27 protein-coding genes are annotated in these 26,029 nt (G+C 45.6%); 10 read left to right on the top strand and 17 right to left on the bottom strand.

Annotated features, from left to right (window positions below; all coding sequences use genetic code 11):
* Positions 1-41 precede the first annotated feature (41 nt).
* Complete coding sequence (locus tag ACH19P_RS07055; RefSeq protein ID WP_462157829.1) at positions 42-491, top strand: Lrp/AsnC family transcriptional regulator; 450 nt, start codon at positions 42-44, stop codon at positions 489-491.
* 186 nt (positions 492-677) lie between these two features.
* Positions 678-1,976 carry a sensor domain-containing diguanylate cyclase gene (locus tag ACH19P_RS07050; RefSeq protein ID WP_462157827.1) on the top strand — a complete coding sequence of 433 codons (1,299 nt, stop codon included), beginning with the start codon at positions 678-680 and terminating at the stop codon, positions 1,974-1,976.
* Between the two features lie 4 nt (positions 1,977-1,980).
* Here the strand turns inward: ACH19P_RS07050 and msrB are convergent, their stop codons facing one another.
* A complete protein-coding gene (msrB, locus tag ACH19P_RS07045; protein ID WP_462157825.1) occupies positions 1,981-2,427 on the bottom strand; it encodes a peptide-methionine (R)-S-oxide reductase MsrB in 447 nt (148 codons plus the stop codon).
* Between the two features lie 45 nt (positions 2,428-2,472).
* A complete protein-coding gene (locus ACH19P_RS07040) occupies positions 2,473-3,363 on the bottom strand; it encodes a LysR family transcriptional regulator (protein WP_462157823.1) in 891 nt (296 codons plus the stop codon).
* 92 nt (positions 3,364-3,455) lie between these two features.
* Here ACH19P_RS07040 and ACH19P_RS07035 point away from each other — a divergent pair, with 92 nt between their 5' ends.
* Both ACH19P_RS07035 and ACH19P_RS07030 read left to right on the top strand, forming a co-directional pair.
* Complete coding sequence (locus ACH19P_RS07035) at positions 3,456-3,956, top strand: lactoylglutathione lyase family protein (protein WP_462157822.1); 501 nt, start codon at positions 3,456-3,458, stop codon at positions 3,954-3,956.
* A 125-nt stretch (positions 3,957-4,081) separates the two neighbouring features.
* Positions 4,082-4,417 carry a zinc ribbon domain-containing protein YjdM gene (locus ACH19P_RS07030; RefSeq protein WP_462157821.1) on the top strand — a complete coding sequence of 112 codons (336 nt, stop codon included), beginning with the start codon at positions 4,082-4,084 and terminating at the stop codon, positions 4,415-4,417.
* Between the two features lie 29 nt (positions 4,418-4,446).
* Here ACH19P_RS07030 and ACH19P_RS07025 read toward each other — a convergent pair whose 3' ends face one another.
* From ACH19P_RS07025 to ACH19P_RS06995, 7 genes are all read right to left on the bottom strand, one after another.
* Entirely contained in the window at positions 4,447-4,896 is a 450-nt protein-coding gene (locus tag ACH19P_RS07025) for a hypothetical protein (protein WP_462157819.1), read from the bottom strand.
* Positions 4,896-5,399 (bottom strand): DUF2919 domain-containing protein, encoded by a 504-nt coding sequence (locus ACH19P_RS07020; protein ID WP_462157818.1) that lies wholly within the window; start codon positions 5,397-5,399, stop codon positions 4,896-4,898. The genes ACH19P_RS07025 and ACH19P_RS07020 overlap by 1 nt, the downstream gene beginning before the upstream one ends.
* Positions 5,396-5,740 (bottom strand): DUF3392 family protein, encoded by a 345-nt coding sequence (locus tag ACH19P_RS07015; protein ID WP_462157817.1) that lies wholly within the window; start codon positions 5,738-5,740, stop codon positions 5,396-5,398. The genes ACH19P_RS07020 and ACH19P_RS07015 overlap by 4 nt, the downstream gene beginning before the upstream one ends.
* 1 nt (position 5,741) lies before the next feature.
* Positions 5,742-7,760 (bottom strand): NAD-dependent DNA ligase LigA, encoded by a 2,019-nt coding sequence (ligA, locus tag ACH19P_RS07010; protein WP_462159325.1) that lies wholly within the window; start codon positions 7,758-7,760, stop codon positions 5,742-5,744.
* 87 nt (positions 7,761-7,847) lie between these two features.
* Positions 7,848-8,594 carry a cell division protein ZipA gene (gene zipA / locus ACH19P_RS07005; protein ID WP_462157816.1) on the bottom strand — a complete coding sequence of 249 codons (747 nt, stop codon included), beginning with the start codon at positions 8,592-8,594 and terminating at the stop codon, positions 7,848-7,850.
* Between the two features lie 29 nt (positions 8,595-8,623).
* Positions 8,624-12,019, bottom strand: a complete 3,396-nt coding sequence (locus ACH19P_RS07000; RefSeq protein WP_462157815.1) for a chromosome segregation SMC family protein — start codon at positions 12,017-12,019, stop codon at positions 8,624-8,626.
* A gap of 56 nt (positions 12,020-12,075) precedes the next feature.
* Positions 12,076-12,819, bottom strand: a complete 744-nt coding sequence (locus ACH19P_RS06995) for a TrmH family RNA methyltransferase (RefSeq protein ID WP_462157813.1) — start codon at positions 12,817-12,819, stop codon at positions 12,076-12,078.
* Positions 12,820-13,025: 206 nt separating this feature from the next.
* Between ACH19P_RS06995 and ACH19P_RS06990 the strand changes: the two genes are divergently transcribed.
* From ACH19P_RS06990 to ACH19P_RS06970, 5 genes are all read left to right on the top strand, one after another.
* Entirely contained in the window at positions 13,026-14,132 is a 1,107-nt protein-coding gene (locus ACH19P_RS06990) for a YjgN family protein (RefSeq protein WP_462157812.1), read from the top strand.
* A gap of 4 nt (positions 14,133-14,136) precedes the next feature.
* Positions 14,137-15,150, top strand: coding sequence for a M48 family metallopeptidase (locus tag ACH19P_RS06985; protein ID WP_462157811.1), 1,014 nt, complete (start codon positions 14,137-14,139; stop codon positions 15,148-15,150).
* Between the two features lie 29 nt (positions 15,151-15,179).
* Positions 15,180-17,096: a hypothetical protein gene (locus tag ACH19P_RS06980; protein WP_462157810.1), complete on the top strand. Its 1,917-nt coding sequence runs from the start codon at positions 15,180-15,182 to the stop codon at positions 17,094-17,096.
* 121 nt (positions 17,097-17,217) lie between these two features.
* Positions 17,218-17,943 carry a sulfate transporter CysZ gene (cysZ, locus tag ACH19P_RS06975; RefSeq protein ID WP_462157808.1) on the top strand — a complete coding sequence of 242 codons (726 nt, stop codon included), beginning with the start codon at positions 17,218-17,220 and terminating at the stop codon, positions 17,941-17,943.
* 18 nt (positions 17,944-17,961) lie between these two features.
* Positions 17,962-18,369 carry a VanZ family protein gene (locus ACH19P_RS06970; protein ID WP_462157806.1) on the top strand — a complete coding sequence of 136 codons (408 nt, stop codon included), beginning with the start codon at positions 17,962-17,964 and terminating at the stop codon, positions 18,367-18,369.
* Between the two features lie 25 nt (positions 18,370-18,394).
* Here the strand turns inward: ACH19P_RS06970 and rlmM are convergent, their stop codons facing one another.
* From rlmM to ACH19P_RS06950, 4 genes are read right to left on the bottom strand one after another with little or no spacing between them, the layout of a single operon-like run.
* Positions 18,395-19,480, bottom strand: a complete 1,086-nt coding sequence (gene rlmM, locus ACH19P_RS06965) for a 23S rRNA (cytidine(2498)-2'-O)-methyltransferase RlmM (RefSeq protein WP_462157805.1) — start codon at positions 19,478-19,480, stop codon at positions 18,395-18,397.
* A 9-nt stretch (positions 19,481-19,489) separates the two neighbouring features.
* Positions 19,490-19,855, bottom strand: coding sequence for a DUF423 domain-containing protein (locus ACH19P_RS06960; RefSeq protein ID WP_462157804.1), 366 nt, complete (start codon positions 19,853-19,855; stop codon positions 19,490-19,492).
* Positions 19,852-20,481, bottom strand: a complete 630-nt coding sequence (locus tag ACH19P_RS06955; protein WP_462157802.1) for an alpha/beta family hydrolase — start codon at positions 20,479-20,481, stop codon at positions 19,852-19,854. The genes ACH19P_RS06960 and ACH19P_RS06955 overlap by 4 nt, the downstream gene beginning before the upstream one ends.
* On the bottom strand, positions 20,482-21,381 hold the full coding sequence (locus ACH19P_RS06950) for a transcriptional regulator GcvA (protein WP_462157801.1): 900 nt from the start codon (positions 21,379-21,381) through the stop codon (positions 20,482-20,484).
* A 243-nt stretch (positions 21,382-21,624) separates the two neighbouring features.
* On the opposite strand from ACH19P_RS06950, the gene ACH19P_RS06945 reads away from it, so the two are divergent.
* A complete protein-coding gene (locus ACH19P_RS06945) occupies positions 21,625-22,512 on the top strand; it encodes a hypothetical protein (RefSeq protein WP_462157799.1) in 888 nt (295 codons plus the stop codon).
* Between the two features lie 9 nt (positions 22,513-22,521).
* On the opposite strand, the gene kdsA is transcribed toward ACH19P_RS06945, so the two are convergent.
* The 4 genes from kdsA to ACH19P_RS06925 all read right to left on the bottom strand — a co-directional run bounded on the left by kdsA (position 22,522) and on the right by ACH19P_RS06925 (position 26,027).
* The gene (gene kdsA, locus ACH19P_RS06940; protein ID WP_462157798.1) at positions 22,522-23,376 is read right to left on the bottom strand and encodes a 3-deoxy-8-phosphooctulonate synthase; all 855 of its coding nucleotides are present in this window, start codon (positions 23,374-23,376) and stop codon (positions 22,522-22,524) included.
* A gap of 10 nt (positions 23,377-23,386) precedes the next feature.
* Positions 23,387-24,640, bottom strand: a complete 1,254-nt coding sequence (locus ACH19P_RS06935; protein WP_462157797.1) for a DUF819 family protein — start codon at positions 24,638-24,640, stop codon at positions 23,387-23,389.
* Positions 24,641-24,657: 17 nt separating this feature from the next.
* Complete coding sequence (locus tag ACH19P_RS06930) at positions 24,658-25,455, bottom strand: tetratricopeptide repeat protein (RefSeq protein ID WP_462157796.1); 798 nt, start codon at positions 25,453-25,455, stop codon at positions 24,658-24,660.
* A 200-nt stretch (positions 25,456-25,655) separates the two neighbouring features.
* Entirely contained in the window at positions 25,656-26,027 is a 372-nt protein-coding gene (locus ACH19P_RS06925; protein ID WP_462157794.1) for a SirB2 family protein, read from the bottom strand.
* Positions 26,028-26,029: the final 2 nt, after the last annotated feature.

The following is a 26,029-nucleotide window of genomic DNA, read 5'->3' as shown; positions in this document are numbered from 1 at the left end:
GCGCTTTATTTCTACCACAAAGAACAAATGAACAACAATCAATGAAAATAGACAGAATAAACAACAGAATATTGCAAGAGCTAAAAAACAATGGCCGCTTACCCAATGCAGAGCTTGCAGAGCGCGTGGGGCTGTCTGCCTCCGCCTGTTTACGTCGCGTTCAAGAACTCGAAAAAGCCGGAGTAATCAGTGGCTACCGTGCAATTATCAATACTAATGCGATTGGACAAGGGTTTACAACCTATGTGAGCGTTGGCCTCAATGAACATTCATTGGCCTCTCAACATGCGTTTGAACAAGCCTTAATGCATGTTGAAGAGGTCAAAGAGTGCCACAATGTCACAGGTACTTTCGAATACCTATTGCGGGTTGAAACAGCCGATATTCAAGCTTATAAGGCATTTCACGGAGACGTTTTAGGGTCAATACCACAAGTACGCACCATCACCTCGCATGTGGTCATGGCTTCACCCAAAGATGAACGTAAATAAGACTAAAGCATTAGCTTTTGTCTTATTTCTCTGTGAAGGCCCTATAACACTCTCAAAAAAATGAATTTATGCTATTTTTATCATAGAGATACAACACTCCTTTTTAGTTAATTTAGGTACAAAAACAGTCAAGCAATCACCGTGATGCTCGATGTTATTGCACGATTTATTTCTCCCAGAGCCTGTATGAAATTAAAAGACATTGACGCTTCCAAATTGATAGACTCGCTCGAAGAAGGCGTCGTTGTTCATAATGCTAAAACTGAAATTGTGTACGCCAATCCAAGAGCACTACAAATCTTGCGGCTCACTAAAGAGCAAGCATTTGGAAAAGACGCGCTCGATCCTCAATGGCGGTTTGTCGATAACGAACAAATCGACATGGCACCCAATGCTTACCCTGTAAACCGTGTCATGATTTCCCAAGCGGCTGTGTCAAACATTGAATTAGGTATCAAAGATAGCTCTAGTGAAAAAATCACCTGGGTTTTATGTAATGCTTATCCGCAATGCGATAAACAAGGCAATGTGGAGCACATTATTGTCACGTTTTGGGAACTGGCTGCTGACAAATACATGCTGCCATTCGAGGCAATATTCGCCAATGCCAATGACGTCATTATCATTACTGAAGCAGTCAAGAATTCAGGTGAAGCGCCGAAGATTGTGTACGTCAATCATGCCTTTACAACACTTACCGGCTACCTCCCTGATGAAGTAATTGGTAAAAGTCCAAACATGTTTCAAGGCGAGGATACGTGCCAAAAGACCAGAGAGCGAGTACGCAATGCTATCTTGAATAATGAGCCGATCCGCGAAAGCATACTCAATTACTCAAAGTCAGGCGTGCCCTACTGGCTCGACATGAACATCTTCCCGCTTCGCAACGCCATCGGTGAGGTCACCCATTTTGCCGCTGTGGAACGTGATGTCACTGAACAAAAACAAATGGAAGCTGAGCTGCGAGACATCGCCGCAAAAGACCAACTTACCGAATTATTAAACCGCAGAGGCTTCTATGATGCAGCCAAAAAGCTGGTTGGCACCCATCCCATCCACAGCGATGCAACAATTGCGATGATTGACCTAGACCATTTCAAGCACGTAAATGATACGTTCGGCCATGAAAGCGGTGATAGAACCCTTGTGTTGATTGCGAAACAATTGAAATCGTCATTCCGAGAAAGTGATCTCATTTGTCGTTATGGCGGTGAAGAATTTGTGGTGTTGCTGCCCAACGCCAGCTTGCAAGACAGCAAACAAAAATTAGATGATTTTCGTGAACGCATCGCAAACACTGATTTAGTATTGGATAGTGGTCACACGCTACGAATAACATTGAGTGTTGGCATTACTCATATCAATGAAAAAAGTACGTCATTTGAACACGCCTTAAACCTTGCTGACAAAGCGTTGTACGAAGCAAAAGCATCAGGACGCAATTGCCTCGTTATCAAAGAAGATACGAACCTAAGCAACGAGTAACACGTTAATCATCAGCCTTTTTGATGGCGACCGCATTGATACAATAACGTAAATGAGACGGTGCTGGGCCATCAGGGAAAACATGCCCTAAATGGGCATCACACACATTACAAATTGCCTCAATTCGACTCATCCCATGGCTGCTATCTGCAATATATGCGATGGCATTTATTGACGCGGGCTGTGTGAATGAAGGCCAGCCACTGCCGCTATCAAATTTCTCATCACCATCAAAGAGTACATTGTCACAACACACGCATTGATATCGTCCTGGTTCAAATAAGGTGCACGAATCACTACTAAAAGGGCGCTCTGTACCACGCATACGGGTAACGTAAAATGCCTCCTCTGAGAGTTGCTCCCGCCATTGCTCTGGCGATTTTTCAACTCGGCGCTCAGGTTCAGGGGTGCCCTTTTCACTCATTAATAAAATATCTTGCCACTTGAGCATAGTGTTTACCTCTTTGAAAATTGAAATCTGTGCGTAACTTACCGATTAGGGGCTTGGTCCAACATCATCTAAAACAGTACGTATTTCGCCCATAACCGATCTCACCCTATTCGCCATCACTTTGTCACGTTGCCAACAGATAAACAATGGTTCGCTTACTGGCTTCGCTAGATGATGAATTCTGATACCTTGTTGCTCTGGGAACGCGTCCACCGCATATGCAGGTAACACTGTAAAGCCCAAACCTCTGCTTACAGGGTTTAAAATTAAGTGTACCTGATTACAAAAGCCACTCTTAACGAACAAATCGCTGTGCTGAAATTGCGCGTAGTTCGCACTCAGTAACATTTGAGCGTGATGAGCACCATCAGGATGGTCAATAAAACCCAACTCACACAACTGCTGCCAGCTGGGTTCTTTGACGTGAGCGGGCGTTACGAGCAATAAAGGCTCATCAGCGATAGCTTCACTTTTTACCTGCGCTGAGTTGGATGGACGGCTCATTAAGCCAACATCCACATCGCCACTTTCGATTGCGTTTTGGACACTGGAATTAGGAGCAAATCGGTAGTCAATCGACAGTTTAGGGTGCCGACATTGCATATCGAGTAGCTGTGGATACAGTTTCAAGCCAATACTGCCTGGCGACATTAGTCGCACCGCCCCTTCAAACTCGGGATCAGCGACCACACTTTGTTCAAGGTTAGCCATTGCCATAAACACGGAATCAGCGCGGCAATACAACCTTTGCCCAGCTTCGGTTAATTCAAATTGCTTTCCCATGCGACAAAGAAGCGCAACGCCCAGTTGTTGCTCAAGTTTCTGAATGTGTTGGCTGACGCCAGATTGAGTCATGTAGAGACGCTCTGCCGTGCGAGTGAAATGCCCAACATCAACAAGGGTGCAAAAGGTGCGTAACCAATTCAGGTTTATCATTACAATTCATACTCATTATGATGAACAATCATAATTGTACATAATCAAAGGTGGTTTGTAAGGTATACCCACACAGACAAAGGAGCTTACTTATGAGTCATGTATATCCGCGCAACTTTTCCCATATTGGCATTTCAGTACCTGATTCTGAAAAAGCCGTTCAGTTTTACACTGAAGTGCTAGGGTGGTATCTCATTATGACACCCACATTGATAGAAGAAGACGACAGCGCTATCGGTGAAATGTGCACAGACGTGTTCGGTGCCGGTTGGAACAGCTTTCGCATTGCGCACCTATCAACGGGCGATCGCATCGGTGTCGAACTGTTTCAATTCGCTAACCAAACTAATCCTGAAGATAACTTTGAATATTGGAAAACTGGCGTATTCCACTTCTGTGTACAAGACCCAGATGTAGAGGGTTTAGCCGAGCGCATCGTCGCGGCAGGTGGTAAAAAGCGTATGGAGAAACCGCGTTATTATTACCCTGGTGAAAAACCCTATCGTATGATTTATATGGAAGACCCTTTTGGAAACATTCTCGAAATTTATAGTCACAGTTACGAGCTAATTTACAGCGAAGGTGCCTACTAAATCACCAATTTATAAATAGACGTACTTTTTGTACGTCTATTTTGCGTATTATCTTCTGATGGGCTCGAAATCTTGGGCCGATGCGATTATCATGCTGGTTTTATACCGTTACCGAGATTATAGATATGTCACTCCCTCCTTGCCCTAAATGCAGCTCAGAATATGTATACGAAGATGGTACTCAGCTTGTGTGTCCTGAGTGTGCGCATGAATGGAATCCTGCAGATAATTCAGATGAGGATACCATCACAGCAAAAGATGCAAACGGCACATTACTGTACGATGGTGACAAGGTTACCGTGGCGAAAGACTTAAAAATTAAAGGTAGCTCACAAGTGATTAAGATTGGCACTAAAGCTGTTATTCGACGCGTACTTGATAAGAAAGACCATGAACTTGACTGTAAAGTCGACGGCATTGGTGAAATGATGGTCACAGCGGCATTTGTGAAAAAAGCCTAAGTACGTTGATTGGGCTCGGAATAACGGGCCTACTCTCGCTCTTTTAACATCACGGTCACTGACGTATCCGAGAGCACAGAGCACATATAATCCAACACTTCCTGAGCACTGCCAACAACACTCAATGTCAGATCTTCTTCCTGAGTACGAATAGAAATGACGTGGTCATCCACCTCTACACGTTTGATATCCCCCAAAGCCACACTTTGCCATTCCCCACGTAAGTCAAAAAAACCTGCGAGCGAACATACGCGTAATTGCCCTTGCTCACGAATTACAAAGTTATCAACGGAATTTCGACGTACAAAGTATTCACTTAAACGATATACACTTGAGGCGAGTGCTAACCCATACACGCTAAGCACAGTCACAGCCAGTAATGGCCAAGATGACAGCGCCCACACCAAGGTAATCACCAAAGGCATGGCCACTAACGACACCTTTAATAAGGTTCTATCTATGCTTCTGCTTTTGTGCATCACTGCCTCTTGTCACTGTCGCTGGATGCTTTACTTTCCAGTTCATCAGGCCAATCCGCTAAAAACACTTTCAGATACCGACTCCGGACTAAGTAAAGTAACACCCAAGCCACTGCAACCGCTTGAATAGCAATATAAAAAGAAAATTTATAGTACTGCCCAGCTGCTTGAATAATCAGCCAAGACAAATCGAGTAAGGCACATATAATCAGCGGCCAACGCATCTTCGCCCATATTGGCCTTAGTTTTTGGCTACTCCCTGGACGGCGCAACGAGTAAACAGTAGCGGGCAGCAAAGCCAAAGCGCCAATCCCTAGAGCGACAAAGAAGTCATGCTTTTGCGCATAAACCAAGGCCACTAAATCAAGCTCTGGTCGGCGTGAAATAGCTGCAAACACCCAGATGAGATAAGGCCTTAACAGCACGATGAGCGTGAGACTAAAGCCAATGGGTGTTTTGTAAACGCCGTGCTTATCCCAATATTCAGGGCCAAACACTTTCACAGTTGTGATTTCCTATCCGCCAGTACACCCACAAGCAAAAAGGCGACCAGCGCAGTAATCGGTAGATAGGTGGTGCCAAACAACATTAATGCTTTCGCCATCAAAGGACTGGCCCACAGCGTAAGTAGCCCCAAACCGAATGCACTCACCAACACAAACACCAAAGTACGCAGCAAAAAGTGCTTACCCGCAACGATGCGCTTGATGGTTTTAATCACATCACCTGCGTACAAACCAATAATACACACAACAAACACCAAGGCGATATCACCCAGGTACGGCGAGAGCCATTGACCCAAACGATATAAACCGGACTCCAACCATGCAACAAAGGACGCCATGTTAGCCCCCGTGTTGTGCTAGTAGCGCGATTAAATCGTCTTCGCTGAGTACATCAATACCTAACTCGGTAGCTTTAGTCAGTTTTGAGCCCGCTTTTTCACCCGCAATCAAGGCATGAGTCTTCGCTGACACACTGCCCGCTACCTTCGCTCCTAAAGCCTGTAAACGCGCTTTGGCATCGTTACGACTGATGTTGCTTAGCGTACCCGTGACCACATAAGTTAGCCCGGTTAGTGGTTGCTCACTTTCATTTTTCACTTCCAAAGCTGGCCAGTTAATGCCTTCTTCAAGCAACGCAGCGACCACTTTTTGGTTCGACTCTTCACTAAAGAAACTATGAATGTGTTTCGCCACAATCTCACCCACATCACTCACCTCTTGGAGGTTGTCGATGCTGGCAACCATAATCGCATCAAGCGATAAGTAATGATTCGCAAGGTTTTGTGCTGTCGCCTCACCTACTTCGCGAATTCCTAAAGAGTATATGAACTTAGCGAGGGTCGTTGTTTTTGCAGCTTCTAATGCAGTCACCAGGTTAGCCGCTGATTTAGGCCCCATGCGCTCGAGGCTTTCGAAATGCCCTTGGCGAAGTTGAAAGAGTTCAGCAGGCGTATGAATGAGCTCGCGCTCCACCAGCTGTTCAACAATTTTGTCACCCAGACCGTCGATATCCATCGCTTTGCGAGAAGCAAAGTGTTTAATTGCTTCTTTGCGCTGTGCGCCGCATACAAGGCCACCACTGCAACGTGCTACGGCTTCACCTTCGATACGCTCAACATGTGAGTCACATACAGGGCAATGCTCTGGAAACACGATGTCTTTGGCATCATCTGGGCGACGTTCCAACACCACTTGGGTTATTTGCGGGATCACGTCCCCCGCGCGGCGAACCACTACGGTGTCCCCAACTTTTACACCCAATCGTGCGATTTCATCGCCGTTATGCAACGTTGCGTTCGATACGGTGACACCGCCCACATAAACAGGAGCTAATCTGGCAACTGGCGTGATTGCACCAGTACGACCCACTTGGAATTCCACATCTTGCAGCACAGTGATTTCTTCTTGTGCCGGAAATTTAAAGGCAATGGCCCAACGCGGTGCACGGGCAACAAAACCAAGCTGCTCTTGCGCGTCTTTGTCGTTAACTTTAATCACCACACCGTCAATTTCGTATTTCAAATCACCACGGCGGGTGAGAATATCTTGATAATAAGCAATCGCTTCGCTCGCCCCCTTCACCAGCTTGGTTTCAGGGCACAGTGGTAAGCCCCACTCTTTTAATTGATGCAATTGCTCATAGTGACCATTGGCCAGTTCGGCACCTGTTACTTGCCCCATTGAGTAGGCGTAAAACATCAATGGGCGCTTTGCTGTGATCTTTGAGTCCAATTGGCGCAAACTGCCCGCTGCGGCATTACGTGGATTTGCGAACACCTTGCCGTCATTTTCTTTGGCTTGGTCATTGAGGCGATGAAAGCCCGCTAAGTCCATAAACACTTCGCCGCGCACTTCCAGTTCTTGCGGGAAATCGCCACGCAATTTTAATGGAATGTTACGAATGGTTTTAACGTTTTCGGTGATATTCTCACCCACTTGCCCGTCACCTCGGGTTGCCGCTTGTACAAGCACGCCATCTCGATACAAAATAGATACTGCCAGACCATCGAGCTTAGGTTCACAGCAGAATACCTGCTCGTGATTAACAGCTAGGCGATCTTGGATACGCTTGTTGAAGGCATTAAATTCATCTTCATCAAATGCATTATCCAATGACAACATCGGCACTTGGTGAGTGACTTGGGAAAACTTGCTCAGCGCTTCGCCACCCACCTTCTGGCTCGGTGAATCGGGTGTTAATAACTGTGGATGTGCTGTTTCTAGCGCTTGTAACTCACGCATTAAGCGGTCGTATTCAACATCAGGGATACTTGGATTGTCTAATACGTAATAGTTGTAATTGTGCTCTTCTAGCGTGGTGCGTAATTGTGCAACTTGTTGCTCGGGCGTAAGACTCATATCTACCTCGATAAAGAAGCCACCGATTGGTGGCTTCATTAAAAACTGTTATTTAGCACTCAGCAATGCCGAGATAACATTACTGAATTAAGCGTACTCGCGAACTTTTTCTACGTACTCGCGCACGGTGTTCACACTCAAAGGCTCACGTTTGTGGTCCAACAATTCGGCACCAAATTCATCGGCTAACTTCTTCGCGGCACTGTGCAGCATGTTAAAGGTAGCCATGGCTTCACCTTCATTGGGCAACGTCATAAACAAGCTCACACCTGCCGTAGCGAATTGTTCCATGTTATCGATGTCAAACGTGCCTGGGTTATACATGTTGACCATGCGGAATAATACAGGGCCTTGACCACTTGTTTGCTCATGGCGATGGAAGAAACCATCTTCATCGTATTTAAAGCCTAACGTCAGCACCAATGGTAGTAACTTCGCGCCCTGCATTTGCAGACCTTCAGGCATGTGAACGTGAATGATCACAAAATCTTCAGGTTGTACTTGATCATCTTGTTCAGGGGCTTGTGTATCGGCGTTGTCAACGTGAGTGCTGGTATCTTCATCGATGTCGAAACTGCCCATACTCGGCTCATCGTCATCTAGGGCACTAAAGCTAGGCTCTTCATGCACAGGTTCCGGCTTTGTTTGCGCTGCAACCGTGGATTCATTTTGCACACTCGCCGTTGGTTCAGTCGATTGTGCAACTGGCTTTGTCGCGGGCTTGTTGTTTACACCATTGGCTCGCTTACGTACTGACCATAGGCCATGTATCAATAAACCACCAATCACTAGTGCACTGATTAGAATTAACACCCATCTGAGATCTTCGGCCATCCCCTCACCTTTATTCTTAGTTTGTTCAATTAACTGGCCTGAGCCATTTCCATCGCTTGCTCAATATCCACAGCCACCATGCGTGACACACCGGGTTCAGCCATCGTCACGCCGGTCAAACGGCCCGCCATTTCCATGGCTATTTTATTATGGCTGATATAGACAAACTGCACCGTTTGCGACATTTCTTCCACCAAACGACAAAAGCGTCCGACGTTGGCATCATCTAACGGGGCATCAACCTCGTCAAGCATACAAAACGGGGCTGGATTGAGCCTGAATATCGAAAACACCAATGATAATGCGGTCAGCGCTTTTTCTCCACCACTTAACAAATGGATTGTGGAATTTTTCTTACCTGGTGGCCTCGCCATGATGGCAACACCACTTTCCAGCAAGTCATCACTGGTCAATTCTAAATAGGCAGAGCCACCACCAAACACTTTTGGAAACAACTCTTTGAGATCTTCGTTAATTTGTTCAAAGGTCTCTTTGAATTGCGCCTTGGTTTGTCTGTCAATTTTGGCGATAGCTGTTTCTAAGGTATCCAGAGCCGCTGTTAAATCATCTAATTGGTCATCCAAATACTGTTTACGCTCTTTGGCACTGGTGAACTCGTCAATCGCCGCTAAGTTTACCGCACCTAAGTCATTTAACTGTTTATCAATGACGGTAAGTTGTGCCTGCCAGCGGCCAATAGACGCTTCTTGCGTTATCGTATCTAATACAGATTTTAGGGTCACATTAAGCTCTTCCAACGGCGCTAGCGCTTGCTGTGCTTTGAGCGTCAGTGTTTGTTCTTCGAGCAATGCTTGTTGGATTTGCTCTTGTAACCGTTCGCGTTGCTCCTCGCCCTGTGCCAGTTTCTCTTTATTTTGCTGGTACTGTTCTTGTGCTAGCTCGAGCTGCTGCTGCAATTCACTTTGCTGCGCACTCAACTGCTCTTTTTGTTCAAGTAAATGTTCTATCTGTTCGCCTTGCACAGCGATGGGTTCTGCGGCCTCTTGCTGCTCGACAATGGCGTCATCAAGAGTTTGTTGTAGCTGCTGTAATTCTCGGCCAAGATTAGCTTGTTTGTTAAGGCTCAGGCTCAACTCACTTTGCAGGCGTTCTGTGATGATTTTCGCATCGTTTAGCTGTAACTGCTGCTCTTGGGCACGTAGCTGAGCCTGCTTAAGTGCTTGCTGCGCTTGTTCAAAAGCACTTCTTTGTTGTGCACTGCTGTGTTCAATCGTTTCCAGTTGCTCTTGTGCTTGTTCAATACAAGCTTGCTGTTGCTCCAATGCCATCTCGGCATCTTCAACTTGCACTTGCAACGTTAGTTCACGCTGCTCTAGCCGTGTGAGTTCGTGTTGCCACTGCTGCGCCTGCTCTTTAAACAGCTCTTGGCGAGTTTGCATGCTGGCATACGCTTTGGAATGTTCATGCACAGTGTGCTTCGCTGTTTCTAACGCCGCTTTTATGTCGGTGCGTTCACCCTCAAGTTCACTGAGCTCGCGCTCAAACCCAGGGAACTGTTGTTCAAGTGCCTGTAAACTAGCTTCCAACTCTTGCAGTTGTTGACGTTGTGCCAGCACCCCAACTTGCTCGTCACTGGCCTGCAAACGCCAGTGACGCCCGTGCAGCGTGCCTGCTTTATCAATCACACAGAGCCAAAGCGGGTCGCTTAGCAAAGCGGTGTCACCTTGTTCATGATAAGCGATACGATGTAACAAGTCTGGGTATAAGCCTGCACTTATCAACTGCGCCACACTGTGATTGGGCGCATCACTGCTTGGTGCACTCAGCCAACTTCCCTGCTGCTGGGCATTTACTTTTAAGTGTTTGAGCTGCATTAAAGCAACTTCAACAACCTGTTCAAAGCCTTTTTGTACGTCCAGTTGAAACAAGATGTCGTCAGTTTGGTCGTCACTATCACTGTACAATACCGATTGAATGGCATCGTGTTTTGCCTTTAGCTCTTGGCGCTTTTGCACCGTACGTTGGTAATTGTCGTTAGCGTGGGCGAGGTCTTCGGTGTTTGCCTGCAACGCTTGCTCGTGTTGCAGCTGTTCGCTTTGCGCTTTAGCAAGTCGGGCGGTGAGTTCCTTACTTTGCACTTCACTTTCTTGCAACTGTTGTTTAATGGTTGCACTGTGGTGACGCGATAAAGCCGCAGAATTATCACTGAGCAGTTGCTGTGCACTTTGTAATTTAGATGCGATGGCTTGGTGCTCATGGCGACTTTGCTGAAGTTGCTGTTGCGATTGAAATAGGCGCTCGCGGCTATCATGTTGCTGCGCTTGCAGTAATTCAAATTGCTCACTGGCTTCTTCGCGCACAGCCTGGGCTTCTATCAATGAGTCATTTAGCTGCTCACAGACAATTTGCTGCTCTTCGCACTTTATTTCTTGGCTTTGTACATGCTCAGCTTGCTGCAGTTGCGCGTCACTCAATTGCTCTATTTGTTGTTGGTTTTGGGCAATCAGTGTTTGTAACTGATGCGCTCGTTGTTTGGCGTGAATTTGCTGTTGTTCTAGACGCGCCAGTTGGTTATCGGTTTGGAAAATGTGTTGTTGTGTTAATTGCAGTGCGGCATTAGTGTCATCCAGGCGTTGTTGAAAAGCACCGAGTACATCTTGTTCACCGCGATGAGCATCTTTAAAAAAGTTGAGTTCGTCTTTTAGTTTGGCTAATTGCTCAGATTGCTGCAATTGTTGTTGGTGCAATTTTTGCCATTTGAGGACCGCTAATTCACTTTTGAGCGTGCGCTGTTGTGCTTTAAGCGCACGATAGTCGGTAGCTTGTTGCGCTTGGCGCTCTAGCTTGTCGAGTTGGCTTTGCAATTCAGCGCGTACATCCAGTAAACGTTCCAAGTTTTCCTTGGTACTTTTAATACGTGTTTGCGTCTCCCTGCGACGTTCTTTGTATTTTGATACGCCCGCGGCTTCTTCGATAAACACACGAAGTTCGTGCGGCTTACTCTCAATAAGACGAGAGATCATTCCCTGCTCGATAATCGCGTAGCTGCGCGGTCCCAACCCTGTACCGAGGAAGATATCCGTGATATCACGTTTTCTGCATTTACTGCCGTTAAGATAATAAAGGGATTGTCCGTCACGGGTCACCACACGCTTTATCGCGACTTGGTTGCGTGACGCTAAAGTGCCAGGCAATCGCCCTTGGGTGTTGTCAAACACAAGTTCAACTGAGGCTTGGGAAACGGGCTTACGCGTGGCTGCGCCGTTAAAAATAACGTCGGTCATGGCATCGCCACGGAGGTTCTTGGCCGAGCTTTCTCCAAGCACCCAACGCACAGCATCGATCACGTTCGATTTACCACATCCATTAGGCCCAACGACACAAGTCATTGCATCGGGGAAAGGTATTTTTGTGGCATCAACGAATGATTTAAACCCTGCCAGTTTTATGCTGCTTAAGCGCATCCACGCCTCATTATTATGATTATTCTTTTGAGCGGCCCAGAGTTAGTAAGAAAGAATTAACCGCGACAACGTTTTATATTATCTAAAATTATGCCACTGGCAATAGCAACATTGAGAGACTCTGCACCACCGTACCCCATGATGGTAATACGTTGGCTAATATGCTCAGCAACCTCGTCACTAATACCATGCGATTCACTCCCCATTACCAAAATACCTTGTTCTGAAAAGAGTGTGGTATGTAGGTTCTCGCCACCTAGAAAAGCGCCATAAATGGGCTTATTAGCGTGTGACAAATAGGCAGGGAGATCCACTTCTTGGCACGATACTCGGGTAAATGATCCCATAGTGGCACTGATCACTTTTGGGTTATATGGGTCGGCACAATTTGCCGATAAAAGCACTTGCGAAAAACCATACCAATCCGCCAAACGGATAATCGTACCTAAGTTTCCTGGATCACCAACGCCATCCAATGCAATTTGCCAAGGTGTATTCTGCAGCTCGGTGTGCGCCATGGGCGCCACGGCAATAGCGTCATTATTGGTCACTAAGGTACTCACTTTTGACAGCTCAGTCTCATCAGCTTCATGGATGCTACGAACATCCAAACGTGATGAAATTAACGCACGATGCTCATCAATAAACGCTTCACTCGCAAATAGTTGGGCAATAGGGTGCTGGCTTTGCAGTAACTCCACTACGTTCTTCGTTCCTTGTACCAAAAACTCTTGAGTTTGTTTACGGTATTTTTTTTGACCCAATTGACGCAAATACTTTTGCTGATTTTTCGATAGCATGAAGCGTTGACCTAGCTGAGAAGATGGAGTTCGCGCTATTGTATACGCAAACAACATAAAATACATGTTTCACAGGTACGATGGACTTTTCACAAAAAGCGCGTGGATTTGGAGCGAACATGCGTACAACGTCCTGTTTAGTTGCATTACGCCTTCCTTAACGTTAAATTAATGAAAGCAAAATAAAAATAATTGGAATGCTTTAAATGGACTTACATTCGAATGACCCAACCCAGCAGCAAAATACCCCGTTTCAGCCCTATTCTCGCCGCGTAGAATTTAGCGGTAATGCCAGCGAGTTTTTCTCGATTTGGATTGTGAATATCGTGCTGACCCTACTCACTTTCGGTATCTATTCAGCATGGGCCAAAGTACGCACCTATCGCTATTTTTATGGCCACACTCAATTTGATGGTCATCGCTTTGATTACCTCGCCACACCGATACAAATTCTCAAAGGTCGTATACTCGCGTTTATTTGTTTCGCTTTGTATATGTTCTTTGTCAATTTTGTGCCCGTTCTTGGCCTAATCGCTGTGTTCGTTCTCATGTTTTTGATGCCGTGGATTGTCAACACAGGTATGCGCTTCAACATGCGCATGAGCCGCTATCGCAACATTCGCTTTAACTTCCGAGGCAGTTATGGCGAAGCCTTCGTAGTGTTCTTGTTGTTACCTTTTTTAAGTGTGTTCACGCTGTATTTGCTGCTTCCTTATGTGTTTAAACGAATAGATCAGTACTTACACAGTAACATTGAGTTTGCTGGCACCCCTATTACCGTTGAAACCCGTGGCGGAGAATATTATTTAGCCGCGCTTATGGCCTATGTGGCGGCGGCAATTGTTGGTGTTATCTTGCTCGCGATTGCTGGCATATTTGGTGTGGGCCTTGAGGCGCTTGCTCAGGTTGACCAATCTAATGAAGCTGCGACAACCGCGGCGGGCATTGTGGTGTTAGTGATGATATCCGTGGTGTATATGGTGGCGTTGGCTGTAGGTACCGGTATTTATCAAACCCACATTCGTAACCATATTTTAAATAGCAGTGAAATTGACGGCATTGCGAATTTCAAATCTGATCTAAAAATGATCGATTACACCCTGCTCATTTTCACAAACTCATTGGCCATCGTGTTTACACTAGGCTTGGCTTATCCATGGACTAAAGTGCGCAAAACCCGCATGTTGGCAAACGCGACTGAAATCACGGTGTTATGTGATCCGCAGCGACTACACGACCAACTGGGTGAACAACAGTCTTCATTCGCAGAAGAAGCGGCTGACATGTTTGATATCGACTTATCACTGGGTTAATCACATGCATGTCAGTGGTATCTACTACCCCAAGAATCAAAGCCAGAGTAAAGACGTCGAGCTTCGCTTAAGCGAACTCGGCGTTACCTTGTATGAATATGGCACAGTGCTCGCGCAGTATTCTGAGTATCAACAAGGGCAGCAAATTAGCGGACTGCCTGTAGAAATAAGCTTCGAAGACGGTAGTCGCTTTGTGCCACATAGTTGTTCTCATCGCTGGCCTTCACAATCAAGTTGGGATGCGTGGGTGGAGAAAATCGAGCGCCATAAATTAGCGTTGCTGAGCTGTGTAATAGTAAGTGCCGTGTTTGTTTGGCTACTGTTTTTTAAAATCATACCTAACGGTGCTGCGGTAGCAGCCAAAGCACTACCTGATTCTGTAAAACAAACAACGTCAGAGCAAACACTCAAAGCTATTGAGCTCGTGTATCTTGAGCCCACACAGTTAGATAGTCACCAACAGCAACATATTCAATCACTGTGGCAAAGCCACATTAAGCGCATTGAGAATCCACCACCTAACCTTATTTTGCATCACTATCAAGCGCCTGAAATTGGTGCAAACGCGTTCGCTTTGCCTGACGGACAAGTAGTGTTAACGGACGAATTGGCTAGGCTGCTAAAAGATAACGACACAGCGTTGCTGGCAATTTTACTACACGAGATTGGCCACGTAGAGTACCAACACGGTATTACTCTGGCTGCGCAGTCGGCGGGTGCGTCGGTTGCTTTAGCATTGCTGTTCGGTGATCTAGAGGGTTTTGCCGAAATCGTGCTGGGTACCGGTTCGACGTTGTTACAACAGCAATTTTCTAGGGACATGGAACGTGAAGCAGATAGTTACGCGCTCGAACAATTATCGCAGTTAGGCTATTCGCCCACCGCTTTCGCCGAGGCCATGCAAGCACTTGCACAAGAGCACAAAATGGATAGCGAACTGGGTAATACACTGCTTCAATACATGTCTTCTCACCCATCTGTTTCGGAACGAATAGAAAGAGCAAACCAAGCTCAATAACGAATTTTAAACACCGAGGAAATCTCAACATGGCTTATGATTTTGGCTCAAAAGGGCTAGGCATTTCTAATCCATTTAAAATTGAAGGTACGATGCGTACCGCGGGCGGCGCGATTATTGCGCTATTGGGTCTTTTTAGCCTTTTTAAGGTTACATCGTTAACGCAAACCGACATGGTCTCTGCATGGGTTTACGCTGGCGTGGGCCTGATTCTTATGATCATAGGTCTCAAGCGCTGTGGCAGCGGGCTGTTCCAATTATTTAAGTTTTTTGTTGGCCGCTCGGTGCCAAGTTCTTTGGCTCCTAATTTAACCAAGAGTGAACTCGAGAATTCAGCGCTTGAACAAAAAAAAGGGTCATTGGCGTACAGTTCGAAAACCCTTGAATCTATGTTGATGGGCCGTAAGAATGCCACTTTCACCGAGCCCAAAGGTTGGGTCGGTCGTTTTGCCCACTCAGTGTTACCAAAGCTTATTTTCTTGCCCTACCCAATGCGTAACGTGGCTCAGGAAGTGATTTCCGTTATTCTGCAAACACTATTGGCATTCGTGGCTTTTGGTTTGACTTACTTCGTATCCTCTTCAGGTTTAGCGGGCCAAGCAGGCCACATCATTGTGCCGGTATTCTCGGCGCTGATTTTGGTCTACCTACTGATGTGTTGGCGAAGCGCTGCCAATGCAGTCAGCCTCAAAAGTGTGAAAAAACTCAAGGACGTGGGTGCCGCATCTTTGGCAAAAATCATCGCCTTTTCGATCATCTTCCCTGTCACTATAGGCTTAGTTTACCACCATGTGTTCGCTCCGAATCAAAGCGAGTTGGCAAAATGGGCTGAATTGACCAATCAAGTGAACGTGTTTTCTGCATGGCCTAGCCTAATCACATTATTGGTTTTGGGCGCGCTGTGTTGTGTGGCCGTTTTCTATTTGATTAACGCGCGTTCAAAGCAAAATGAAGTCGCCACGGAGGTCAGTGAGTATCGTGCTAACTTGCAAGAAGAAGTGCATCCTAACGAGATTTTTATCAATATTGAGAGCATAGTCCTTGCTAACCGCCGCTACAAAGAGATCCCAAACCGTACGTACATTGACTTTGATCCAGTACTTAATGAACAAAGCAATGGTAAAGGCGATTTTCGTGGAGAGCTATTGATTGAAACGCAGCCAGAATACAACCCTCGCAACGATAACAAAGGCTTTAAAATTACCCGCTTAGTGAGCACCTTTGCAGCGCAAATTTGTTTATTGATTGGCGCCGCTCTGCTGTATTCATTTGCTGGTGACATCGTGGCGCTATACCACTTTTTGGCTGAACAAGGCGGACAACTTAATGACTTAACTCGCGCAGCAAATCGTGGTGTCATGGAGCCTTTACAAAACTGGTTAGGTGAATTATCGACATTTGTTGTGGCGCTACTAAGTACCTTCTTCATGTGGCAGATATTCAGCACGATTGGCCGGATGTTGGAAAACTTCAGCCACGTGTTTTGGGCCGAAATGCAGTTTAGCTCGCTATTGCTGTACCTTAAAACCGAGGGGACTTTTACTGAGTCTAAAGTGTCTACAGGTATGTCGATTCACGATTCAACACGCAGTGAAAACGTGGTGATCAAATCATCCATTACACCATGGATCATTAGCTCGCGTATCAACTCAAGCACCTTCGCTACCAGCGGTGCAGACAACGTCGAGATGCCTCGTTACGTCATGACCATGAAGAAGAACGAGCAAGAGCTCAACACCATTGTTGATGAGATTCACAGCTTCTTAAAAGCGCGTGAAAACATTGCTGGATTCAGTAATACCTCGGATTTACAAAATGCCGAAAACATTTTGAAAATGAATCAGGTGTCGCGTTCACAAACACACACTCCAGCTCTCGAGTCAGAGCAAGCTGGGGCCTATCGTGAGCGTGAACAGCAAAGTGATGAATTACTAGAAGACAAGTGATTCGAAGACAGCCCCGCACCGCGGGGCTTTTTCTGCAATATTTGTTTACTACTTAACTCTTTAATAAACCCGCACCTTCGATATACTAACGACAGTAAAGTACCAAACTTAGAGGTAAACCATGCAGTTAGGTCGTGGATTCGAATACTTTTTTAGTGGCTTCTCGATGATCACTGAAAAAGGTTTAAAACGTTTTGTTTTGATCCCGCTATTGATTAACTTTGTCATTTTCGGCACTTCACTGTTTTTCATTTATGGTTGGCTAACCGACGCGTTTGCCTGGATTAATGCGCAATTACCCGAGTGGCTAAGCTGGCTTGAATGGTTATTGTGGCCACTGGCACTCATGGTGGTGTTATTTAGCTATTCCATGATTTTCACGGTCATCACCAATTTTATAGCAGCCCCATTCAACGGCATTCTCAGTGAGAAAGTGGAGTTGCACTTAACTGGCCAACGCATCAATGACGACGGCTTGATGGACACTATGCGTGATGTACCACGTATGCTTGGTCGAGAATGGACCAAACTCTGTTATTACCTCCCACGCGCAATCGGCTTTTTTATTCTGCTGTGGATTCTACCGGTGATCGGGCAAATTTTATGGGCGTTGTTCACCTGTTGGATGTTCGCAATTCAATACAAAGATTATGCGTTTGATAACCACAAAGTGAGTTTTCGTGATATGAAGCGCGATTTAAAGGCACATCAAGGCTTATCTTACGGCTTCGGTGCAGGTGTGATGCTGTGCGCCATGATCCCAATCCTCAACATGATAGTGATGCCTGTTGCCGTATGTGGCGCAACCAAACTATGGGTTGAAAACTACCGCACAAGTTACCGCTAGGTAATCAAAAGGACGATGATGAAAGGGACGTTTTTTCCGCTAGTGGCTATCGCAGCAGTGAGCTTTTTTGGCTTCCTGCTGTGGATTATCTACCTCGCCAATACCAGCCAATCCAGTGTGTTTTTCGATTTGGTTAAGGTGCTTCCTTACGGCGATAAAATTGGCCATTTCGTGTTGTTTGGCACCTTAACAGTGCTTGCCAGTATCGCACTCAAAGCGAAGTACCTATTAATAGCCAAAAAAATTAAGCTCTATTGGGGAGCCTTAGCAGTATTTGCATTTGCGTTGGGTGAAGAGATTAGCCAAGCCTTCGTGGCCACTCGCACCTTTGATTTGATTGATTTAAGCGCCGATATCCTTGGTATTTGTGTGGCCAGCTGGCTCGTTAGCAAGCTGGTGTTTTGGCATAAAAAAAGCCAGCATTAACGCTGGCTTTCTTTGAATTTATTTATTAACTGTAGACGTTCTGTGGCACGCGCAGCACTTCTAGGTGCACAGTGACCTCTTCGCGATCGTGATACAGATGCTTGGCTTGGAGGTTAAACTTTACGCCATACTCATGTAATTCATCACGAATACGCTGCATGTTTTCATACACACAGTCAAAACGTTTTTTCATCGGTAGTTTAAGGTTGAATATCAGCTCTTTGGCAAAGCCATTTACCGCCCAATCAATCATTAACTCGGTTACACGACTCGGCTTTTCAACCATGTCACACACCAGCCAGCTGATGTTACGACGCTCAGGGCGGAACTTAAAGCCATCTTCGCGATAGTGCTTCACCTGTCCACTTTCCATCAAGGCATCGTCCATCGGACCATTATCAATCGCTTGTACAAACATACCACGGCGAACAAGTTGGTAAGTCCAACCACCAGGACATGCTCCTAAGTCCACCGCTTTCATACCCGATGCCACGCGATCTTCACGCTCACTTTCAGGCACAAAGGTCATAAACGCTTCATCAAGCTTGAGCGTTGAACGGCTCGGCGCGTCTTTAGGAAAACGTAAACGCGGAATACCCATAAACAACGGCGAGTTGTTGAAACTAAATGAATAACCTACATATGCTGTGTCGTTTGCAATGAATAGTACATGCAAGGTTGGACGGTTTTTCACTTGCTGACGTAACAGCGTTTCTTGGCTCTCAAGTGCTTTCGCTAACGGGTTGCTGACCTTCTTACAGAATTTAGACAGCTCTTTGCCTTCATTAGTATCAGGCGTTTCAACACGCAGTTCACCACACAAAGGGAACTCTTTTGCAGCTTCACAGATACTGCCTACGCGGTCATCAATTGGCATTTTTGAAATTTGCTTGCCCACGAACCATTGACGCGCAAACACCATGTCCTTGAATGGGATTTTCTTCAAAAGATATTCAGCTTCATCGTGGCTGTAGCAGTGATAAGCCACCAGCGCAGAATTTGGCTTGGTCTTCACATAACCGCCTACACCTAAGTTGGCAGCGTGATGAGTAATTTCTGCAGCGGCGTCGTTTTCGAAGCCAGCGCGACAATAAATAACGATACAGGACATGGTAATGACTTATTTCATTTGTAAAAGTTTAACAACCATCGCCGCCCAAGCGACAATAAAGCACACGCCGCCAATTGGTGTAATGGGCCCAAACCATTTGATACCTGTTAACGCTAAGGCATACAAACTACCACTGAATAATAGAACACCCGCGATCATAAAGTAGCCACTGATGTTTAATTGCATCCCCATTTTTCCAAGAACGCCAATTAATATGAGGCCAAGTGCATGATACATTTGGTATTCTACCGCGGTTTGAAAGACCCCAAGGGCATATTCACTGAGACGGCTTTTTAAGCCATGAGCGGCAAAGGCGCCGAGTATAACACCGAGACTGGCGAAAATCGCGCCTACCATTAAAAATATCTGACTCACAGCTGCTCCTTAATGAATGCCGCGGCGATATCTGCCGCCTGTTGCCAATTCTGCTCTTGGGTAAAACCGCTCTTTTTACGCGGCACTAATGAATGGTCACCATCCGCAAGCCAATGAATAATTGCCGGAGATGTATCAGCAAGAGAGCTAAGTTCATCTTGTTTTCCAAAGGTATCGCGCTCACCTTGAATAACACAAAACCCAACCGTGATATCACCAAAATGGGCAACGCGGAGTTTGTCTTTTTTACCCGGTGGGTGAAATGGATAGCCAAACGCGATAATCCCCTTAACACTTGCAGTCAGCTCAATATCGCCGCCCGCAACCAGCATACTGGCCATGCGCCCGCCCATCGACTTACCACCGATAAACAGTGGTAAATCTTGCTGTGCAGATGACAAGGCATCATTAAAGCTCGCCAGAAGTTTATCCGCGCGATCCGGTGGGCGACGCTTATTTTCTTCTTTTGCTCTTTGCATATAAGGAAAATCAAATAGCCCGACGGTGATGCCTTGTTGCGCAATAAGTCGCGCGATTTCCTGCATGAAATCACTGTCTAATCCAGCACCCGCGCCATGGGCAAAAATAAACTGTGCGACGGGTTTTTCTGCGTGTATCCACTGCATTTAAAATTGTTCCTGTTCTTTTTCAACGAGCCCAAGCATCCACTCTTTAAAGGACACAATTTTGCCCAGCTCAGATTGTGATTCTCTGAACACCAAGTAATAGGCATTTTTGCTTTCTAAAGAATGATTGAAAGGCACAATCAAGCGCCCCGCGTCAATCTCAGGTTTGGCGAGCACTAAGTTACCCAGCGCGACACCCTGACCGTGGGCCGCGGCCTGCATTGCCATTGAAGAATGTGAGAAGATGGGGCCTTGGTTCACCTGCACATTTCTCACACCTGCCGTTTTCATCCACACTTTCCAAGGGCGTCGCGTGGTATCGTGCAGTAGGATGTGATTTTGTAAATCTTGCGGCTCATTTAGCGGCTTAGGACCAGTAAGTAGCATCGGGCTACATAAGGGCACTAAATATTCGGTGTGCAACTTGTGAGTTTCCACACCACTCCAATGGCCCCGCCCATAATAAATCGCCACATCTACATCGTCTTGCAGAGAGTTCTCGTCTTGATCTTGGGCTTTAATTCTTACGTCAATGTCAGGGTGTTTTTCATGAAACAAGCTCAATCGAGGTACCAACCACTGAATAGCAAAACTGGGCGTCAAGCTGACCGTTAAAGAGCCTTTTGCCCCCCGCGCCAGAAGCTTATCCGTTGCATCCACCAGCTGGGCGAAAATCTCTTTAATGTCTAAAAAGTAACCCTGACCTTCTTCGGTCAACAGTAAAGAGCGGTTCTTTCGTAAAAATAACTTTAATCCAAGGTGTTCTTCTAAAGTTTTAATTTGATGGCTCACCGCCGCCTGAGTGACATAAAGCTCTTCAGCCGCTTTAGTGAAGCTTAAGTGCCTTGCAGCTGCTTCGAATGCCTTAAGAGAATTGAGAGGAGGGAGTCGCCGAGCCATGTTCTACACATTAGATTTTTTTATTTGAACTGATTATATACAAAGGAGATTTATAAGCCAGTTTACGCTCCAAATTGACGACATGCAGATGCAATTTATACCGGTGTTAGTAACAGTGGTAAGTCACTCTCGACTTGCTTAAAGCCGCTGCGCGCTATAAGCTGGAAGTGATTTGTGTATACACCCTCTTTGGTAAACACAATTAATGCTAGACCTTTTATTCTTAGCAAATAGGCTGACTAAATGAAGTGTGTGTTAGTCCCTTTATTATCCCTCTTTCCCTTGGCTGCACTTAGTCAGGATATTACTTGGCTAAAAATAGACGCTCCCCCTTTCTCAATAGCCCAAGATGAAGGCCAAAGTGGTATTTGTGATTTGCTCATTGATGAGTTAGTGGCGCGAACACCAAATTACAATCACAAGGTCATCACATTGCCACAACTACGTTTGCGTGCCTTTTTCGAACAAGGTCAAAATGTTTGCGCACCGTGCTTGATAAAACGTACCAATACACCTGTCGTAAGATTTTCGGTCAGTACCAACGTGTACCCTCAGTTATCTGTCATCAGCACTGAAGAAAAGAAGTCTAGTCTGACACAAAAGCACCAGGATCCTATCGCCTTGCAATCGTTGTTTGCAGACAAAGACTTTCGATACGGGCAAGCTAAAGGAAGGAAATATACACATTGGGTTCAAGGGTTATTGGATAACATCAAAGACAACGACACCGTGTCTTTTAATTACCGCTCAACTGACCAAGCCGCTGTACTTGGGGATATGTTGATTAACAACCGCATAGACTATGGCATCGACTACCCTTTTATTGCTGACTATTACAATAAGCTAAAAGGTAAAGATGTACTTGCTAGCACCCGTATTTTAGGCACCGAAAATGAATTTGTCCTTGGCGCAATTGGCTGTTCAGAACAAGCTCCAGGGCAATTTGCACAATCCTTTTTAAATGAAATAAATACTATTCTCGTCAATGACATCCTGCCGAGCGAAAAGTATCGAAAACATCAAAATAGCTGGCTAGGGCACTACTTTTCAAATTACTTTCAGCTTTATGACGAGCAATTACTCAATAAAAAACCAGCGCCAAGCGCTGGTTTAGAAGTAGACCGAAAGTAATTTTATGAATTACAAATCGCTTGCGCTGGTGTCTAGAGGCGCAAAGCTCTTCACCAATTCATCAATCGCTTTCATCTGCGATAAATAGCCTTCCAACTTCGCCAAAGGCAGTGCACAAGGACCATCACACTTTGCTTCATTCGGATTTGGGTGCGCTTCAATAAACAAGCCGGCTATACCCAATGCCATGCCACTGCGTGCTAATTCTGCAGCTTGTGCACGACGACCATCAGCACTGTCACTGCGACCACCTGGACGCTGTAACGCATGCGTTGCATCGAAAATAACCGGAGCCATTGTTTTCATGTCATCCATGCCAAGCATATCCACAACAAGATTGTTGTAACCAAAGCTGGTGCCGCGCTCGCACAGAGCCACTTTCTCGTTACCCGCCTCTGCAAACTTTGTGATGATATGACGCATTTCATGCGGCGCTAAAAACTGAGGTTTCTTGACGTTAATCACGTTGCCAGTCTTTGCCATTGCCATCACTAAGTCTGTTTGGCGTGCTAAAAATGCGGGTAGCTGAATAACGTCAACAACTTCTGCTACGGGTGCAGCTTGATACGGTTCGTGTACATCTGTGATCAAAGGTACGTTAAAGGTTTTTTTGATTTCTTCAAAAATCTTTAAGCCCTCTTCCATGCCAGGGCCACGGTAAGAATTAATAGATGAACGATTCGCTTTATCAAAAGATGCTTTAAACACATAAGGAATATTAAGCTTGGTGGTCACTTCTACATAATGCTCAGCAATGCGCATCGCCAGATCGCGAGACTCCAGCACGTTCATGCCACCAAACAGTACGAACGGTTTATCATTGGCCAGTTCAATGGCACCGATATTGATTTGTTTAATCGTCATTTTAATATCCTTAAGAAGCAACTGATTGCATGATCAGCCCGCAAATATAGGCCATGTACGTACCTACACCATAGCCCAGTACAGCTAATAGCACACCCACAGGTGCCAGTGATGGGTGGAACGCTGAAGCGACCACAGGTGCCGACGCTGCACCACCCACGTTGGCTTGTGAGCCAACAGCCATATAAAACAAGGGTGCTTTGATAAATTTAGCCACAATCAACATCAAGGCTGCATGAGTAAGCATCCAAACTACACCAATAAAGAAATACCAAGGCGTATCTAGAATTGCGGTGATGTTCATGTGCAAGCCGATAGAGGCGACCAATATATACAAGAAACTTGACGCTACTTTTGACGCACCAAATGCCTCAATATGGCGAACGCGAGTAAACGATAGGCTAATACCAATCGTGGTTGAAATCACGATTAGCCAGAAGAACTTACTGTTCAAGCTGTATTCTTGTGCCCAAGCAAATTGATCAAAGTATGGAGCGAGTACATCACCACAGAAATGCGCGAGACCAGTAATACCAAAGGCGATAGCAATAATAGTCATGTAGTCGTTCAACGTTGGCATACGTGCATGTTCTGCATGGTAGGCTTCTACGCGTTTTTTCAAATCTTCGATGGCAGAGGTATCTGCGCCTGTTTTCGCATCTATCGCTTTATGGTTACCCGCCATGAGTAATAATACGGCCATCCACAAGTTCGCAACGATTACATCAACGGTTACCATCGCAGAGAAGATATCGCCGCCAACTTCAAACATTTCTTTCATTGATGCCTGGTTAGCGCCGCCACCAATCCAACTACCTGCAATAGTCGTCATACCACGCCATACAGCGTCAGGGCCATGACCACCCACAATTTCTGGGTTTATTGCACTAGTAACGAGAATAGCTAACGGACCACCGATAACGATACCCACAGTACCAGTTAAGAACATAATCAATGCTTTTGGGCCGAGATTTAAAATGGCTTTTAAATCAATGCTGATTGTTAGCAAAATTAAACATGCTGGCAATAAATAACGCGAAGCCACGTGGTATACGGCATCTGCACTTTTACCATCAACGATACCAAAGGTGTTCAATAAAGACGGGATGAAATAGCACAGAAGTAGCGCAGGTACATACTTATAGAACTTGCGCCAGAAGTGATTTTGGCTGTGTGCTGTTTTAAAAATAAGCCCAAGGATGATGGCAAGCAAGCCCATGGTCACCGCAGGGTTAGTGATCAAACCCTCATGAGGTTGAGTCATAAAAATTCCTTCCTAACTTAATGAAGCGTATTGTTGTTATTTTCGAGTTCGTCTATCTGATGACGCACTATTTCTATGCCGGGATTATCCGGACATTCATCGACAAAAAAGCGCAAATCTTCTTTTGCCAATTCGGGACGATTTATTTGATTGAGCAAATAGCCTCTGTCGCGACGTTCATAAGGATCGTCACCAACTAAATCCAGCAACAAATCTGCACATGCTAACGCACTACCAAAACGTTCGGCGGCAATAAACGCCCATTTCTGGTGCGCAAGATACAGCTTGTAAATTTCCTCATCGACTAGTAATTCTGGGCCTTGCTCAGCTTCTTCATTTTCCGGTTGGAGATGCCACTGCTGTTGCCCCGATGCAGGCTCGATAAGGTACTGCTCTTGTTCACTGAAGTTAACTTGCACCATCACCGCTTGGTCGACAAGCACTAATTCAGCGTCGAAACCGATATCACTCAAAATTCCATGTAACACGATACCAAGCGCAAGTGAATTACCAGTGCGGTATAACAAGGTGAAATACACACTGTTCAAACGAAATTCAGGGACGTCTTGGTGTGTACCACTAAAGCCCCAATGGGTATAAAAACAATCCACTACTGCATTAAGCGCTTGATGCGGGTCGTCAAAACGCTGGCTTATTGATGCCGCCTCTTGGGTCAATTGCGCTAATTGGTCATACGCGTCCTGCACCTTAGCTTGCGCTTGCCATTGAGATTGTGCCTCAATGCATTGTTTAATCGCACTCACGCTGTAGCTGTGCTCTAAATCAAATTGGTCATCTAACCAAACATCAGACATAGATCGGTCTTTCTCACGCACTGTAAATTGGCGCCTAGTTTACCTAGGATCGCACAAAGTTACCAATATGGATGCTATAAAGGGAAAATTGCTGCTGATTTTAAGCACTGGCTACCCGCGTATTTCACTTCCTACGAAGGCGAGTTAGCAAACAAAAAAGCGCAGCCACAATGCCGCGCTTTTTGTGCGAGGGATGACACTCAGAAAAATGCAGATTTAGTTCCCGCTAAATAGCCAATCCCTAATAAAACTAACGTGTTCACACCCAACCAAATTAATTTTTGCTGTTTGCTCTGCGCTTTTAACAATTTAAAACCGATAACAATATAAGCAATGACTAAAATGATTTTTTGCCACAGCCAAGGAATGGTCAAAGGATTCATGCTAGCTACGATTAATAGACCAATAGCACTGAGTAAAAGTAAGGTATCAACTATGTGGCTGGTAATAAATACGCCTTTGTTGGCCGCCAATTTGCCAGAGCTTAAACGCGAAAATGCACGGGTGTAAAACAGCACTACACTCAATACAACGAACATCATATGAGTGTGCTTCAATGCCATGTAATCCATAT

It is taken from the genome of Pseudoalteromonas sp. GB56, assembly GCF_054923835.1.
This window is presented reverse-complemented; position numbering and strand designations above follow the sequence as displayed.

What these genes read in the sequence shown, in the direction of transcription:
- ACH19P_RS07055 (WP_462157829.1), top strand. Translation starts at nt 42, where the DNA reads ATGAAAATAGACAGAATAAACAACAGAATATTGCAAGAGCTAAAAAAC.
- ACH19P_RS07050 (WP_462157827.1), top strand. Translation starts at nt 678, where the DNA reads ATGAAATTAAAAGACATTGACGCTTCCAAATTGATAGACTCGCTCGAA.
- msrB (WP_462157825.1), bottom strand. Translation starts at nt 2,427, where the DNA reads ATGCTCAAGTGGCAAGATATTTTATTAATGAGTGAAAAGGGCACCCCT.
- ACH19P_RS07040 (WP_462157823.1), bottom strand. Translation starts at nt 3,363, where the DNA reads ATGATAAACCTGAATTGGTTACGCACCTTTTGCACCCTTGTTGATGTT.
- ACH19P_RS07035 (WP_462157822.1), top strand. Translation starts at nt 3,456, where the DNA reads ATGAGTCATGTATATCCGCGCAACTTTTCCCATATTGGCATTTCAGTA.
- ACH19P_RS07030 (WP_462157821.1), top strand. Translation starts at nt 4,082, where the DNA reads ATGTCACTCCCTCCTTGCCCTAAATGCAGCTCAGAATATGTATACGAA.
- ACH19P_RS07025 (WP_462157819.1), bottom strand. Translation starts at nt 4,896, where the DNA reads ATGCACAAAAGCAGAAGCATAGATAGAACCTTATTAAAGGTGTCGTTA.
- ACH19P_RS07015 (WP_462157817.1), bottom strand. Translation starts at nt 5,740, where the DNA reads ATGGCGTCCTTTGTTGCATGGTTGGAGTCCGGTTTATATCGTTTGGGT.
- ligA (WP_462159325.1), bottom strand. Translation starts at nt 7,760, where the DNA reads ATGAGTCTTACGCCCGAGCAACAAGTTGCACAATTACGCACCACGCTA.
- zipA (WP_462157816.1), bottom strand. Translation starts at nt 8,594, where the DNA reads ATGGCCGAAGATCTCAGATGGGTGTTAATTCTAATCAGTGCACTAGTG.
- ACH19P_RS07000 (WP_462157815.1), bottom strand. Translation starts at nt 12,019, where the DNA reads ATGCGCTTAAGCAGCATAAAACTGGCAGGGTTTAAATCATTCGTTGAT.
- ACH19P_RS06995 (WP_462157813.1), bottom strand. Translation starts at nt 12,819, where the DNA reads ATGCTATCGAAAAATCAGCAAAAGTATTTGCGTCAATTGGGTCAAAAA.
- ACH19P_RS06990 (WP_462157812.1), top strand. Translation starts at nt 13,026, where the DNA reads ATGGACTTACATTCGAATGACCCAACCCAGCAGCAAAATACCCCGTTT.
- ACH19P_RS06985 (WP_462157811.1), top strand. Translation starts at nt 14,137, where the DNA reads ATGCATGTCAGTGGTATCTACTACCCCAAGAATCAAAGCCAGAGTAAA.
- ACH19P_RS06980 (WP_462157810.1), top strand. Translation starts at nt 15,180, where the DNA reads ATGGCTTATGATTTTGGCTCAAAAGGGCTAGGCATTTCTAATCCATTT.
- cysZ (WP_462157808.1), top strand. Translation starts at nt 17,218, where the DNA reads ATGCAGTTAGGTCGTGGATTCGAATACTTTTTTAGTGGCTTCTCGATG.
- ACH19P_RS06970 (WP_462157806.1), top strand. Translation starts at nt 17,962, where the DNA reads ATGAAAGGGACGTTTTTTCCGCTAGTGGCTATCGCAGCAGTGAGCTTT.
- rlmM (WP_462157805.1), bottom strand. Translation starts at nt 19,480, where the DNA reads ATGTCCTGTATCGTTATTTATTGTCGCGCTGGCTTCGAAAACGACGCC.
- ACH19P_RS06955 (WP_462157802.1), bottom strand. Translation starts at nt 20,481, where the DNA reads ATGCAGTGGATACACGCAGAAAAACCCGTCGCACAGTTTATTTTTGCC.
- ACH19P_RS06950 (WP_462157801.1), bottom strand. Translation starts at nt 21,381, where the DNA reads ATGGCTCGGCGACTCCCTCCTCTCAATTCTCTTAAGGCATTCGAAGCA.
- ACH19P_RS06945 (WP_462157799.1), top strand. Translation starts at nt 21,625, where the DNA reads ATGAAGTGTGTGTTAGTCCCTTTATTATCCCTCTTTCCCTTGGCTGCA.
- kdsA (WP_462157798.1), bottom strand. Translation starts at nt 23,376, where the DNA reads ATGACGATTAAACAAATCAATATCGGTGCCATTGAACTGGCCAATGAT.
- ACH19P_RS06935 (WP_462157797.1), bottom strand. Translation starts at nt 24,640, where the DNA reads ATGACTCAACCTCATGAGGGTTTGATCACTAACCCTGCGGTGACCATG.
- ACH19P_RS06930 (WP_462157796.1), bottom strand. Translation starts at nt 25,455, where the DNA reads ATGTCTGATGTTTGGTTAGATGACCAATTTGATTTAGAGCACAGCTAC.
- ACH19P_RS06925 (WP_462157794.1), bottom strand. Translation starts at nt 26,027, where the DNA reads ATGGATTACATGGCATTGAAGCACACTCATATGATGTTCGTTGTATTG.